The sequence below is a fragment of the Bacteroides sp. MSB163 genome (assembly GCF_036416795.1).
In the GTDB taxonomy this organism is placed as follows: domain Bacteria; phylum Bacteroidota; class Bacteroidia; order Bacteroidales; family Bacteroidaceae; genus Bacteroides; species Bacteroides maternus.
In genome coordinates this window covers 2047321-2062980 of record NZ_CP143867.1, presented here as the reverse complement: position 1 = coordinate 2062980, position 15660 = coordinate 2047321, and the positions used below count along the sequence as shown (strand labels likewise).

The window sequence follows — 15660 nt, the reverse complement described above, 5'->3', positions numbered from 1 at the left end:
TACTTAGAACTTATGTTTAAGAAGTGTATTTTTATTTTAGCTACAAGTTGTATGATGTACTCCTGTACCACGCAAACGGAAACTAATCCGTTCCTGACTGAGTTCCAAACCGAACATGGCGTACCGCCTTTCGATAAAATCAAACTGGAACACTATGAACCTGCCTTTCTGAAAGGCATTGAAGAGCAAAATGCAAATATCGATGCAATAGTGAACAATTCCGAGGCGCCAACCTTTGAAAACGTAATCGTTGCTCTCGATAATAGCTCTCCGATATTGGACCGGGTTAGCGCCATCTTCTATAACATGACGGAAGCAGAAACAACAGATGATCTGAAAGAATTATCTATTAAACTCGCCCCGACATTGTCCGAACACAGTGATAATATCTCACTGAATCAGGATCTTTTCAAGAAAGTTGATGCTGTATACCAACAGAAAGACGCGCTGGGACTGACTACCGAACAACAACGCCTGTTGGAAGAGACCCATAAAGGTTTTGTCCGTTCCGGTGCAAACTTATCCCCAGAGAAACAGGCACGCTTACGCGAAGTCAATAAAGAACTGTCTACATTAGGTATCAAATTCAGTGATAATGTTCTGAATGAAAACAATGCCTTCAAACTTTATATAGACAAGGAAGAAGACCTTGCCGGACTGCCCGACTGGTTCCGTCAAAGCGCTGCTGAAAAAGCCAAAGAAGACGGACAAGAAGGCAAATGGCTGTTTACATTGGGTAATGCCAGTCGTCTTCCATTCCTGCAATACTCCGAAAATCGTCCGTTACGCGAACAAATGTATAAAGCCTACATCAACCGCGGCAACAACAATGACAAGAATGACAACAAGAAAAATATTACAGACATCGTAAAACTGCGTCTTGAAAAAGCGCAATTACTGGGATTCGACTGTTATTCTAATTTTGTTCTGGATAATACGATGGCTAAAAATTCCACAACCGTTATGGACTTCTTAAACAACCTGTGGAGCCATTCATTGCCAAAAGCAAAAGCCGAAGCTGTTGAATTGCAGAAAATAATGGATAAAGAAGGCAAAGGTGAAAAACTGGAAGCGTGGGACTGGTGGTTCTATACAGAAAAACTCCGCAAAGAGAAATACAATCTGGAAGAAAACGAAATCAAGCCTTACTTTAAGTTGGAAAATGTACGCGGAGGCGCTTTCGCTGTAGCTAATAAGCTTTATGGCATCACTTTAACGAAATTGGAAGGTATCCCCGTATACCACCCCGATGTAGAAGTATTCGAAGTGAAAGATGCAGACGGCTCACACTTGGGTGTTTTCTACGTAGATTATTTCCCCCGTCCGGGTAAGAGCGGCGGTGCATGGATGAGCAACTATCGCGAACAACAAGGTGCTATCCGCCCGTTGGTATGCAATGTATGCAGTTTCACACAGCCCGTAGGCGATATGCCTTCATTGCTGACTATTGACGAAGTGGAAACACTATTCCATGAATTTGGTCATGCCCTGCATGGATTGCTGACAAAATGCAACTATAAAGGTATTTCCGGCACAAACGTAGTACGCGACTTCGTTGAGTTGCCTTCACAAATCAATGAGCATTGGGCTACCGAACCTGAAGTATTGAAAATGTATGCCAAACATTATCAAACCGGCGAAACTATCCCCGACAGCCTTATTGAAAAGATTCTGAATCAGAAAACCTTCAACCAAGGCTTCATGACCACCGAATTACTGGCTGCTGCCATTCTGGATATGAATCTGCACAACCTGACAGACACCCAGAACCTGGACGTATTGGCATATGAGAAAGAGGCCATGGACAAACTGGAGCTTATTCCGGAAATAGCTCCACGCTATCGTACCACCTACTTCAACCATATCATTGGCGGTTATGCTGCCGGCTATTACAGCTATTTGTGGGCAAATGTATTGGACAACGATGCTTTCGAAGCTTTCAAGGAACACGGCATCTTTGACAAAAAGACAGCCGACCTCTTCCGGAATAACGTTTTGGAAAAGGGTAACAGCGAAGATCCGATGACTCTTTACAAGAACTTCCGCGGAACGGAGCCACAACTGGAACCGATGTTAAAAAATCGCGGAATGAAATAAAAACATTGCTATACGGAGGGAGTTAATTCTTTATCATGTGCAAATATTTGAGTTCCTTTTACTTCCGAATGTGAAAAAAAAACTATATTTGCAGCCTTGTACGCAACAGAAATTAATTAAAAAAGTAATCATAATAAACTAAAAGTAACATGCAAAACAAAGGATTTGTAAAGGTTTTTGCGGTATTGCTCACACTGGTGTGTGTGTTCTATCTCTCCTTTTCTTTTGTGACTCGCCATTATACCAATAAGGCTAAAGAGTTTGCAAAAGGCGATGTGAAAGTAGAGCAGGACTACCTGGATTCTCTGGCTAATGAGAAAGTATTCTTCGGCAATTGGACACTGAAACAGTGCCGAGAGATGGAGATCAGTTTAGGTTTGGACTTAAAGGGTGGTATGAACGTCATCCTCGAAGTTTCCGTTCCCGATGTAATCAAAGCATTGGCGGACAACAAACCCGACGAAGCATTCAATCAAGCATTGGCAAATGCTGCAAAACAGGCTATTAGCAGCCAGGACGACGTCATTACGTTGTTTGTGAGAGAGTATCACAAAATTGCTCCGGACGCACGTCTTTCCGAGCTTTTCGCCACTCAACAGTTAAAAGACAAAGTTAACCAAAAGACCTCCGACGCGGAAGTAGAAAAGGTACTGCGCACGGAAGTAAAAGCCGCTGTTGACAACTCATACAACGTACTCCGTACTCGTATCGACCGTTTTGGTGTGGTTCAGCCCAACATCCAAAGTCTGGAAGACAAGATGGGACGTATCATGGTGGAACTTCCGGGTATCAAGGAACCGGAACGTGTAAGAAAATTACTTCAAGGTTCCGCTAATCTGGAGTTTTGGGAAACATACAACGCAAAGGATATTGCACCTTATCTGCAAGCTGCTGATAACAAACTGCGTAGCATTTTAGCCAATGAAGCACCTGCTGACAGTGCAGCTGTTGACAGCACCGCTGCTCCGGTTGTAGCACAAGCTATCAGCACAGCCGACAGTCTTGCCGCTGCATTGAAAGGCGAGAACAAAGCACAATCCGTTGATCTTGCACAAATCAAGAAAGAACATCCGTTGCTGGCTGTACTGCAAGTTAATTCCAGCGGACAAGGTCCTGTTGTAGCTTATGCTAATTACAAGGATACTGCTGACATCAACAAATATCTTTCCATGAAAGAAATTCAAGCCGAACTTCCGAAAGACCTTCGTCTGAAATGGGGTGTTTCCGCTTACGAATATGATCCGAAAGGACAAACTTTCGAACTTTACGCTATCCGCTCAACCGAACGTAACGGACGCGCTCCGCTGGAAGGTGATGTTGTTGTAAGCGCTAAAGACGAATACGATCAGTTTGGTAAACCTGCTGTAAGTATGTCAATGAATACAGACGGTTCACGCCGCTGGGCACAGTTGACTAAACAAAACATTGGTAAGAGCATCGCTATCGTATTGGACGGCTATGTATATTCTGCACCGAATGTAAATACTGAAATTACAGGTGGTAACTCGCAAATCACGGGTCACTTTACTCCCGAACAGGCAAAGGACTTAGCGAACGTACTGAAATCCGGTAAGATGCCGGCTCCCGCACGTATCGTTCAGGAAGATATCGTAGGTCCGTCTTTGGGACAGGCATCTATCAACGCCGGTGTATTCTCATTCATCGTAGCATTGATACTATTGATGATTTATATGTGCTCCATGTACGGTTTCATTCCGGGTATGGTTGCCAACGGCGCATTGGTACTGAACATGTTCTTTACAATGGGTATCCTTTCATCCTTCCAGGCGGCTCTGACAATGTCCGGTATTGCCGGTATGGTGTTAGCCCTGGGTATGGCTGTGGATGCGAACGTGTTGATCTATGAACGTACAAAAGAAGAGTTACGCGCAGGTAAGGGTGTGAAAAAAGCCCTCGCAGACGGTTATTCTAATGCATTCTCCGCTATCTTCGACTCAAATTTAACGTCTATCATCACGGGTATTATCCTGTTTAATTTCGGTACAGGTCCTATCCGTGGTTTTGCCACGACCTTGATTATCGGTATCTTGATTTCATTCTTTACCGCTGTGTTCATGACACGTCTGGTATATGAATACTTCATGAATAAAGATAAATGGCTGAACCTGACTTTCTCTTCCAAGATCTCTAAGAACCTGATGACGAATGTACATTTCGACTTCATGGGTAGAAATAAGCAATGGTTTACAATTACAGGCATTATCCTTGTTATCTGTATCGGTTCACTGTTCGTGCGTGGCTTGAGCCAGAGTATCGACTTCACCGGTGGACGCAACTTCAAGGTACAGTTTGAAAACGCCGTAGAACCGGAACAAGTACGTGAGTTAATCGCCAGCAAGTTCGGTGATTCTAATGTAAGTGTAATTGCTATCGGTACCGATAAGAAGACTGTACGTATCAGCACAAACTACCGTATCGAAGAAGAAGGTAATAATGTCGATTCAGAAATCGAAGCATATCTGTATGAAACGCTGAAACCGGTATTGACGCAGAACATCACGCTGGAGACATTCATCGACCGCGAAAATCACACAGGTGGCAGTATCGTCAGCTCACAGAAAGTAGGTCCGAGTATCGCAGATGATATCAAGACTTCGGCCATGTGGTCTGTAGTTCTCGCTCTTATCGCCATCGGTCTCTACATCTTGATCCGTTTCCGCAACATTGCATATAGTGTGGGTTCCGTAGTTGCACTGACCAGTGATACATTAATGATTCTTGGCGCTTATTCATTGTGCTGGGGTTGGATGCCGTTCTCTCTTGAAATTGACCAGACATTTATCGGTGCTATCCTTACGGCTATCGGTTATTCTATCAATGATAAAGTGGTAATCTTCGACCGTGTACGTGAATTCTTCAGCCTGTACCCGAAACGTGACAGAAAGCAATTGTTCAATGATTCGTTGAATACGACTCTGGCACGTACTATAAATACTTCATTGAGTACATTAATCGTGCTGCTGTGTATCTTCATCCTTGGTGGTGACTCTATCCGCAGTTTCGCATTTGCAATGATTCTCGGTGTTGTAATCGGTACATTATCTTCTCTGTTCGTTGCATCTCCTATCGCATATATGATGATGAAGAACAAAAAGATTGTTGAGCCTGCTGTTGAAATAGCAAAATAAGAATTATATAGTAACAAAACAAAAAAGGGAAGCCGAATAAATGGCTTCCCTTTTTTGTTTTGTAGTCCCGAGGGGAATCGAACCCCTATCTAAAGTTTAGGAAACTTCTATTCTATCCGTTGAACTACAGGACCAAAAACATTTACGGTTGCAAAGATAAAGCATTCTCCCGATTTAACAAAGGCGAATGAATCTTTTATCGAGAAGTTAAAGAAATACAGTCTACACAAGATTTTATCAAAGTGTCAACCTAAATCAGCTACAAACAGTAGTATATTGGCGATTCAATCTTACATTTAGTCAACAGTTACGCAACCAAAAATAAATGATAATATGCAACTTTTATCCGTTCAAGTCAGACACATAGTCAGAGTTTTGTTCACTCCAAATATCAAAAAACACTCATTTATCAATTCTTTTAGTACACAATCACAGATTAATTCGAAAAGATTTTGCCAAGTCGCATAACTTTCCGACATTTGCAAACGCATCTTTAAAAGCGTAGTACTTTTTGTAAGTACCCCAACCAACATAAGAACAGATTTTAAGTGATCCTATAAATTAATCATAGTAATACGAAATTATGGCAAACGACATGATGGTAAAAGAACTGGATCAAGTGGTAGTCCGCTTTTCCGGAGACTCCGGCGATGGTATGCAGCTCGCCGGCAACATCTTTTCAACAGTATCGGCTACGGTGGGAAATGACATCAGTACTTTCCCTGACTATCCCGCAGATATCCGCGCCCCGCAAGGCTCTCTGACCGGTGTATCAGGTTTCCAGGTACACATCGGCGCCAGCAAAGTATTCACCCCGGGTGATAAATGCGACGTATTGGTAGCTATGAACGCTGCCGCATTGAAAACACAGTATAAGTTTGCTAAGTCTACTGCTTGTATCATCATCGACACAGACTGTTTCCAGGCTTCCGATTTACAGAAAGCCGCTTTCAAGACTGACAATCCTATCGAAGAAATGGGTATTAAGCAAGACGTGATTGCTGCTCCTATCTCTCAAATGGTGAAAGATTGCCTGGCAGAAACAGGTATGGACAATAAAGCAATGCTGAAATGCCGCAACATGTTCGCTCTCGGCCTGGTTTGCTGGTTGTTCAATCGTGACCTGAAGATTGCAGAAGATTTCCTTAGAGAGAAATTCGCAAAAAAGCCGGAAATAGCTGAAGCCAACATCAAGGTAATTCACGCCGGCTACGACTATGGTCACAATACACATGCTTCTGTAGCGCATACTTATAAGATAGAAAGTAAGATAAAAACACCCGGAATATACATGGATATCATGGGTAACAAAGCTACAGCCTACGGTTTCATTGCTGCTGCAGAAAAGGCAGGTCTGAAGTTATTCCTGGGTTCTTATCCCATCACTCCTGCTACGGACGTATTACATGAACTCTCCAAACATAAATCTTTAGGTGTCATTACCGTTCAATGCGAAGATGAGATTTCCGGCTGTGCTACAGCTATCGGTGCATCTTTTGCAGGCGCATTGGCTGTAACTACCACTTCCGGTCCGGGTATCTGCTTGAAATCAGAGGCTATGAACCTGGCAGTGATTACAGAACTTCCTCTGGTTGTTCTGAACGTACAGCGCGGTGGCCCTTCCACAGGTTTGCCGACTAAATCGGAACAAACTGACTTATTGCAGGCTTTGTTTGGCCGTAACGGTGAAAGCCCGATGCCGGTTATTGCCGCAACCTCACCGACAAACTGCTTCGATGCAGCTTATGCAGCTTGTAAGATGGCTTTGGAGCACATGACTCCAGTGGTTCTGTTGACAGACGGTTTCGTAGCCAACGGTTCCGGTGCATGGAAGCTGCCGGATCTGGATACATATCCTGAAATCAAACCTCAGTATGTTACTCCTGAAATGAAGGATAACTATACTCCTTATAAACGCAACCCTGAGAACCAGGTACGTTACTGGGCCATTCCGGGACAAGAAGGCTATACTCATATCCTCGGTGGTCTGGAAAAAGACAGCAACACAGGTGCGATCTCTACCGATCCTGAAAACCACAACCTGATGTGCCACCTGCGTGCAGAAAAAGTTGCAAAGATTGCTGTGCCCGATGTAGAAGTACAAGGCTATGCAGATGATGCAGACCTGCTGATTGTAGGTTTTGGCGGTACTTACGGACACTTGTATTCTGCTATGGAAGAGATGAACAAAGCCGGACAAAAAGTAGCCTTAGCTCACTTCTCTTATATCAACCCACTGCCTAAAAATACGGCTGAAGTATTGAAGAAATATAAGAAAGTGGTAGTTGCCGAACAGAATCTGGGACAATTTGCCGGTTATCTCCGCATGAAGGTAGATAATTTCACTCCGTATCAATTCAACGAAGTCAAGGGACAGCCGTTCGTAGTAAGCGAATTGGTGGCTGCCTTCACCAAGATACTGAAGAAGTGACAAGCTACAGGCTATGAGTAACAAGTACTGCTCTGAACAGACTTGTAGCTTGTAGCTCGTAACTCGTAGCTACTAAAAAACTTATCAACTTAAAACTTAAGAACATCATGAGCGAATATACAGCTAAAGATTTCAAAAAAGGACAACCTCGTTGGTGTCCGGGTTGCGGTGACCACTTCTTCTTGAATTCACTGCACAAAGCATTGGCAGAAATCGGTGTTAAGCCTTGGGAAACTGCCGTTATTTCAGGTATCGGTTGCTCTAGCCGTCTACCTTATTATATGAATACATATGCGATGCAGACTATCCACGGACGTGCTGCCGCCATCTCTACCGGATGTAAAGTAACCAATCCTAACCTGAGCGTTTGGCAGGTTTCAGGTGACGGTGACGGTCTGGCTATCGGTGGTAACCACTTTATCCATGCTATCCGTCGCAATATAGATATCAACATTCTGTTGCTGAACAACCGCATCTACGGTTTGACAAAAGGACAATATTCTCCGACGTCTCCCCGTGGCTTCGTCAGCAAATCCTCTCCTTATGGTACGGTAGAAGATCCGTTCCACCCAGCTGAACTTTGCTTCGGTGCCCGTGGACGTTTCTTTGCACGCTGTGTAGCTACAGATGGTCCCGGTACAGGAGAAATTCTGAAGGCTGCCGCTAACCATAAAGGAGCCGCTGTGTGTGAGATTCTGCAACACTGCGTTATCTTCAATGACGGAACCTACGACTCTGTATACAACAAAGACGGACGTGCCAAAAATGCTATCTATCTGGAACACGGTAAGCCGATGCTTTTCGGTGAGAACAAAGAGTTTGGATTGATGCAGGAAGGCTTCGGACTGAAAGTTGTGAAGTTAGGCGAGAACGGTATCACAGAAAAGGATATCCTCGTTCATGATGCACACTGCATGGATAATACATTGCAACTGAAATTGGCTCTGATGGAAGGGCCTGACTTCCCGGTTGCTCTCGGTGTGATCCGCGATGTAGAAGCTCCGACTTATGACGATGCTATCATGGAACAGATTGAAGAAGTATCGGCAAAGAAGAAGTATCACAACTTCAAGGAACTGTTGATGACAAATGATATTTGGGAAGTGAAGTAAACTATACGCAAGTATAAATCCGCTTTCCTCTTACAACACCTCATTGCCAAACTATAAAAGAGTGACGGCAATGAGGTGTTTTTTTTATAATCCACAGAATAAATATATTCCCCTTTCCCTTTGATAATAAAAGAATTAGTGTATATTTGCATCAGGCATACATTAACCTTTAACATCACTGTACTATGGGTAGAAGATTAATCTTTGACCGGTTTTCCCAGCAAGCTCTCCAGACCTTGCACCGGTATCGTGCCGTAATGTTCAGTCCCACCCTTTATTCATGTTTTTAGTTCGCGAGTGATATTTATTTTCAGTCATTTACTAAACATGAATAGATTATGGATAATAGACCTACCATAGCCGAGGTACAAGAATGGGTACTGAAGCTACACAACACGTGTGAGCAAACCATCACAAACGAAGAGCGCAAAGAACAGCATAAATATGCCGTTATGGTGCAACGTCCGCAGGACAAGAAGTTCCTGGTAAAATGCTGGACGAATCTTCGCAGATACGTGACCGCAAGAAACTCGCCACCCGCATTAAGACTCTGATAGACCGCTATGGAGTACCCGAATTTCTGAACAAGCGGGATACTTTCCTCTTTAAAATGTACCAAGCCTTCGGACATCATTTCGACTTCATTGCCATACCTATTATAAAGAAACGCTTACGCATGGATACGTCCAAAGTTATCCTTGATGAAGCACGTCCCAAGTTAACCCGACACCTGTCCGAACGTGCACAGCAAAAGGTTGGACAGAACGTTAACCTATTGGGTGAAGTTGTTTTAGGCAATGGGGAAGCAGATCACCGTTACCATCATTACCTGGAAGCATTGGAAGCTCCGGATATTAACTATATCTCCGTCAAGATATCCGGCATCTATGCCCAGACGCATGCCTTGAATTATGAAGAGAGTTTCCCGGAACTGGTGAAACGCATGTCCGCTCTCTACCAAAAAGCAATAGATTTCCCGCATACAGATGAAAACGGAGTGAAACGTGCGAAGTTTGTCAATCTGGATATGGAAGAATATAAAGATTCACACTTTACTTTACGCCTGTTTAAAACTGTACTAAGCAAACCGGAATTCAAAGACTATTCAGCTGGTATCGTTGTACAGACTTATCTGCCCGATGCTTATGATTTCCAGACGGAATTGCTGGAATTTGCAAAGACACGCGTGGCAGAGGGAGGTGCACCACTCAAAATGCGCCTTGTAAAAGGTTGTAATCTGGAAATGGAAACGGTGATTTCTTCCTTGCGCGGCTGGCCCAACCCCATACTTTCCACAAAAACGGAAGTAGATGCAAACTACCTGCATATTCTGGAACGCGCCCTGCTGCCCGAAAATGCAAAAGCGTTGCACATCGGAGTGGCTTCGCATAACCTGTTCACAATAGCCTACGCTTATCTGTTAAGCCAGAAAAACAACAGTTCAGAGTATATGACATTTGAGATGTTGGAAGGTATGGCCGACCATGTATGGCGCGCGCAGTCGCAACTGGGTAATCACATCATACTATATGCACCGGTAGTGAAAAATGAACATTTCCTGAATGCAGTCTCTTATCTGGTACGCCGTATGGATGAGAATACAGCTCCGGATAACTTCCTCACTCACTCATTCAATCTGAAACCGGGAACCGACACCTGGAATTTCCTGCAAAAGCAGTTTGAAGAAGCATATCACAAGAAAGACAGAGTTTCTCATATTCCTACGCGCACGCAGAACAGGCTTTTACCGTATTCTCCCGTCCCTCCATCCGACGTGATGAAAAACGAACCGGATACGGATTTTGACCTGCCTCAAAACCAGGAATGGGTACGAAAGATCTTTGCCAAATGGAAAAAGTCTTCCGCCGATACTCCGGAAATCATTCCTCTGCAAATAGGAGCCGAAACCATCGTTTGTGAAAAACGCCATAAGTACATGGACCGCTGCCAGAATGATGAAGTATGTATTTGCGAAATGTCGCAAGCCAATACGGAACAAGTAAAGCAAATCATCGGCATTGCAGAAAAAGATCCCGCAGGCTGGCGGAACACCACTTTAGAGGAACGTCATAGAATCATGTTCGAAGCGGCCAATCGCCTGGGTGATATGCGCGGAGACCTGATAGGCAGCATGTGTGCTGTAACAGGTAAAACAGTGGTAGAAGGCGATGTGGAGGTATCCGAAGGTATTGACTACGCCCGCTTCTATACCACAACAATGAAAAAATTCGCCGCACTGCATGATGTGGACATCACCTCCAAAGGAACAATCCTCGTCATTTCACCGTGGAACTTCCCATGCGCCATTCCTATCGGCGGCATTGTAGCCGGATTGGCCGGCGGCAATACCGTGATACTGAAACCCGCAACAGTAGCCGCTCCCGTAGCGTGGCTATTTGCCAAGGCTTTCTGGGATGCAGGAGTACCCAAAGAAGCATTGCAAGTCATTATTACCGACCGTGAAGCACTGAAAGAGTTGACCACTGCTTCGGCTATCAAGCATATCATCCTGACAGGTGGTACGGATACGGCCCAAAGCATTGTACGTACCAACCCGTCTACCCCACTTTCCGCCGAAACCGGTGGAAAAAATGCTATTATCCTTACCGCCTCAGGCGACCGTGATCATGCCATTATGAATATCGTTGCTTCCGCTTTCGGAAATGCCGGACAAAAGTGCTCAGCATGTTCCCTACTGCTTGTAGAACGCTCTGTATACGAAGACAAGAACTTCCAGGATAAGCTGAAGGATGCAGCCACCAGTATGAAAGTAGGCAGTGTATGGGAAGCCGGTAATGTAGTAGGCCCCATGATTACCAACCGGAACGACAAGTTACTGCAAGCCCTCACACTGGAACCCGGCGAGTCCTGGCTGGTTCCACCTAGGTTTATCGACGAGAAGCAATACATCCTCGCCCCTACCGTGAAATGGGGAGTAAAACCAGGCAGTTATTCATTCCGCACCGAATTGTTCGGTCCCATGTTAAGCGTGGCTTGCATTGACAATCTTCAACAGGGAATAGAGTTGGTAAACAGCCTGGACTACGGTTTGACTTCCGGTCTGCAAAGTCTGGATGAGAACGAACAGAAACTCTGGAAGAACTCCATTCTGGCAGGTAACCTTTATATCAATCGTGGCATCACAGGCGCTATCGTCAACCGCCAACCTTTCGGCGGAATGAAACAGTCTGCTTTCGGTGGTGGTGTAAAAGCAGGCGGACCAAACTATTGCGCCTGCCTTGTGAAGATTACCGACAAGCCGGAAAGCAATACGGATTACAAGCAAAGTTATCCCCATGCGTATGAGGAAGAATTTGCGCATGCACGGGATATCAATAAGTTATATGGCGAACAAAATGCATTCCGCTATCTGCCATTAAAGAATATGGTGCTCCGTCTTTTCACGGGAGATAGTAACGAAGAAGCGGAAATGATCGCACTTGCCGCAAAACTCTGCCATACACCACTGACTATCAGCTTTGCCCCGAATGATGATCGCACGACTGCATTATCATCTACCGGCTGTACACTAAAGAAAGAAACGTTCGATGAATTCCTCAAAACAATGAGGACTTATGAACGCATCCGCACTTGTGGCGCTAATATTCCGATGGAAATGTATGAAGAGGCAGCTCGCAGAAACAAATACATTGCCACGGCAAAACCTGTGAAAGACGGACGCGTAGAGTTGATACATTATATTAAAGAGCAAAGCATCTCATTTGAATACCATCGATATGGCAGTATTCTGGATGTGCCACCTGTAGAATAACAATTTAAAAGAACGTGATCCGGCTTGTCTGTAACAAAAAAAACAGACAGGCCCGGTCACGCTCATATACGATAAGAGAATATCAATCCTCCGGATTAGCCTCTTCGTTCTCCGCCGGCAACGGCAAAGAAACAGTAAATTCGCTATATTTCCCTTCTATACTCTCCACACTGACGTACCCTCCATGCTCCCGGGCTACATTCATCACATAGTTCAGTCCCAAACCGAAACCGGATACTTTCTTCTTCTCATCCTCGTTCCGGGTAATGACGCGTTCAAACTTATCAAATACAATCCGTTGAGCCGCAAGCGGAATACCGATTCCATTATCCCGTACCCTGATCTGAATATACTGTCCGGAAAGGCAGGAAGTAATCTGTATATCTATTGTATCCTTAGAATATTTCACAGCATTATCTATCAGGTTACTTAAAGCCTCTTTCAGATACTCCTCATCAGCATAAGCTCCCTCTTCCTGCAAATCAACCTGAAATGTGATAGGCTTTTCTGCCTTAGCAGTGAACGTGTGTACCAACTCATCCACCATAGGACGGAGTTGAATCCAATTCTTATCCAGCAACAATTGTCCATGTTCCAGTTTAGAGATAGTCAGTACTTTATTGGCCAGTGCAAGCAAATGTTGAGCTTCCGCCTCCAGTATATCGAAGTGTTTTTCTTTCTTCTCAGGCTTACTATCTACCTTTCCACTACGAAGCACTTTAAGCCCAATCAAGATGGAACTGATCGGATTCTTCATGTCGTGAACCATAGCAGAAGAGAAATCTTCACGCATTCGTGCCAACTCATCCTGCCGGCGGATAATATCCACCTGTTTACGTATGGCAAATAATAGAAGTCCCAAAGCCACTATCGTTCCGAAGAACATATAAAGCAGTTTACCGATAAACCCGGCACGAAGATTCTGGATATAAGCATGTACCCCCTGAGCGTCATTCACAGGGCACACGAAGGTATAGTGCTGCTCCAACAGCTTCCGATAATCAGAAAAATACCGTAAATCCTGTTTCAATACGATGGAATCACTGTGTAAAGATACTGTATCCAGGCGGAACTTGATCCGCTTCAGATTCACATCATCCAGTTCGCGACGAAAAAAGGCAGCCAGATCTTTAGTCTGACCGGTCTCAAATGCATCCGTCGCACGCCCGTAAGCCTCATGGATATTACGTATTACTTGCTGCCGGTTCAGTCCGAAACTTCGTCCCACCCAATTTCCAAGCAAGTACAGGACAGCGGCAGTTGCAGTTATTGTAAAGAGTATATAATACGACTTTTTCATCAAGCATTCTTATATTTCAGGCAAATATAGATAAACTTTTCTTTCCATCTTAACATAAAGATAACATTCTGATAACCTAAATTAATTTCATACTCTTGTTATCTTTGCAGCGTAGAAATCAGTAAAAAGGAATTATGGAAAAGAAAGAAGTAAATAAGGAGCCATTCAACCGCCCGGATGGAGTGGAAGTGAAACTCACGGCAAAGTCTATCAACATAAGAGGATTTCTGTTTTTTTTCATTCTGTTCCTGACAGGCAGCTATCTGTTTGTTTATGTATGGGATGAACCTTCATCCTATAGTGCCGGTCGTTTATTGGGTACCACTGTAAAAGAAATCAGTAATCCCCAAGTTATGCTTTGCATATTTTTACTCCTCGTGTTTTATATACTAATCCAGGCAGGGATTCTTTACTGGTTTAGCGGAAAGGATAAAAAGCTCCTACACTGGCATTTTGACTGGACTGGAGTAGGATTTTCTCTGACTCGTCCTATTCCATTGAAGTTCTATCGGGTATCCTTATTATTACCGGGCATCTTATTGGGAGTGATGCCTGCAATCCATGGATTCTGTACAGGAGAGGCCAATATATTCTTTCTGGGATTATTCGGTATTCTGGGTGGTACGGGAGATTTTCTTTTTTGGTACAGCCTTCGTGCCTTTGATGACGAAGACCTACTCTTGGCCGATAAAAAGGCTTTTCAGGCCACAATTATAAAACGCAATTACGGGAAGAATGACTAAAGAGAACTCCGGGGAGAACTACTAACAAACAGGCTCTCCTTTGCTTTTGCTTAAGACCTTTTTACGCCCAGTACTAAGTCTTATTGGATGTCAACCAAGATTAACAGGCCTGTCAACCTTGGTTAACGGATCCATCAACCTTGGTTGACAAGTCGGTCAACCAAGGTCAACACCTCATTATTCCTAAGACAAATGTGATCTTCCACTGATTATAAACAGAATAACGCCTGGTGTAAAACGAATAAATGCACCATTCCGTTAAGGGCTGACTATGAACCAAAATCAGGACAAGACAAAGTGAGGGTAAATTAGGGAAACTTTTTATTATTCTTTTTCGCCGAATGCCAAATCTCCTGCATCTCCCAACCCCGGAACGATATATGAATGTTCGTTTATCTCTGGGTCGATGGTAGCACACCATATTGTAGTCTTGTCTTCAGGAAATGTTTCAGCAATGTGTTCTACCGCCTGACGGCTGGCAATAATGGAAGCGACATGTATTTCCGACGGATGCCCTTTCGTCAGCATAGCCTGATAGCTCAGTTCCATGCTACTACCTGTTGCCAGCATAGGGTCCGTAATAATCAGTGTCTTTCCGTCAATGCGTGGTGAAGCGATGTACTCAATATGAATATCAAACTTCAGCGTATCCTTATACTTTCGGTAAGCGGAAACAAAAGCATTTTCCGCACCATCAAAGTAGCTCAGAAAGCCCTGATGGAAAGGTAGTCCGGCACGCAGAATGGTGCTTAATACCAACTGATTATCCGGAGTTTGCACAGATGCTATCCCCAGTGGAGTCTGGATATTCTTCAACGAATAAGCAAAGTCCTTACTCATTTCATACGCCATAATTTCCCCGATGCGTTCAATGTTTCGGCGAAAGCGGAGACGGTCGTTTTGTACTTGCACATCCCGGATCTCGGCAACATACTGGTTCAGGATGGAGTTTGTTTCGGCAAAATTGATTATCTTCATGATAGTTTATTGAATTATTATGCGCAAAGTAAACGATTTCTTGCGCAATTTGCAACATTCAGTTTGCAGATATTGTTA

At 44.0% G+C, this 15660-nt stretch carries 7 protein-coding genes, 1 tRNA gene and 1 pseudogene; 6 read left to right on the top strand and 3 right to left on the bottom strand.

What is annotated here, in order from left to right; genetic code table 11:
• The first annotated feature begins 12 nt into the window (after positions 1–12).
• Positions 13–2097 carry a M3 family metallopeptidase gene (locus tag VYM24_RS07150; protein ID WP_330941861.1) on the top strand — a complete coding sequence of 695 codons (2085 nt, stop codon included), beginning with the start codon at positions 13–15 and terminating at the stop codon, positions 2095–2097.
• A 149-nt stretch (positions 2098–2246) separates the two neighbouring features.
• Positions 2247–5246 carry a protein translocase subunit SecDF gene (secDF, locus tag VYM24_RS07145; protein ID WP_330941860.1) on the top strand — a complete coding sequence of 1000 codons (3000 nt, stop codon included), beginning with the start codon at positions 2247–2249 and terminating at the stop codon, positions 5244–5246.
• A gap of 62 nt (positions 5247–5308) precedes the next feature.
• On the opposite strand, the gene VYM24_RS07140 is transcribed toward secDF, so the two are convergent.
• A tRNA-Arg gene (locus VYM24_RS07140) sits at positions 5309–5380 on the bottom strand.
• A gap of 449 nt (positions 5381–5829) precedes the next feature.
• Here VYM24_RS07140 and VYM24_RS07135 point away from each other — a divergent pair.
• From VYM24_RS07135 to VYM24_RS07125, 3 genes and pseudogenes are all read left to right on the top strand, one after another.
• Positions 5830–7677: a 2-oxoacid:acceptor oxidoreductase subunit alpha gene (locus VYM24_RS07135; protein WP_291553823.1), complete on the top strand. Its 1848-nt coding sequence runs from the start codon at positions 5830–5832 to the stop codon at positions 7675–7677.
• A 107-nt stretch (positions 7678–7784) separates the two neighbouring features.
• Positions 7785–8789: a 2-oxoacid:ferredoxin oxidoreductase subunit beta gene (locus tag VYM24_RS07130; protein ID WP_291553820.1), complete on the top strand. Its 1005-nt coding sequence runs from the start codon at positions 7785–7787 to the stop codon at positions 8787–8789.
• A gap of 338 nt (positions 8790–9127) precedes the next feature.
• Positions 9128–12561, top strand: a pseudogene (locus VYM24_RS07125) (bifunctional proline dehydrogenase/L-glutamate gamma-semialdehyde dehydrogenase).
• A gap of 82 nt (positions 12562–12643) precedes the next feature.
• Here the strand turns inward: VYM24_RS07125 and VYM24_RS07120 are convergent.
• Positions 12644–13861: a sensor histidine kinase gene (locus VYM24_RS07120; protein ID WP_330941859.1), complete on the bottom strand. Its 1218-nt coding sequence runs from the start codon at positions 13859–13861 to the stop codon at positions 12644–12646.
• A 134-nt stretch (positions 13862–13995) separates the two neighbouring features.
• On the opposite strand from VYM24_RS07120, the gene VYM24_RS07115 reads away from it, so the two are divergent.
• A complete protein-coding gene (locus VYM24_RS07115) occupies positions 13996–14604 on the top strand; it encodes a hypothetical protein (RefSeq protein ID WP_330941858.1) in 609 nt (202 codons plus the stop codon).
• Positions 14605–14928: 324 nt separating this feature from the next.
• On the opposite strand, the gene upp is transcribed toward VYM24_RS07115, so the two are convergent.
• Positions 14929–15582: a uracil phosphoribosyltransferase gene (upp, locus tag VYM24_RS07110; protein ID WP_330941857.1), complete on the bottom strand. Its 654-nt coding sequence runs from the start codon at positions 15580–15582 to the stop codon at positions 14929–14931.
• Between the last annotated feature and the right edge of the window lie 78 nt (positions 15583–15660).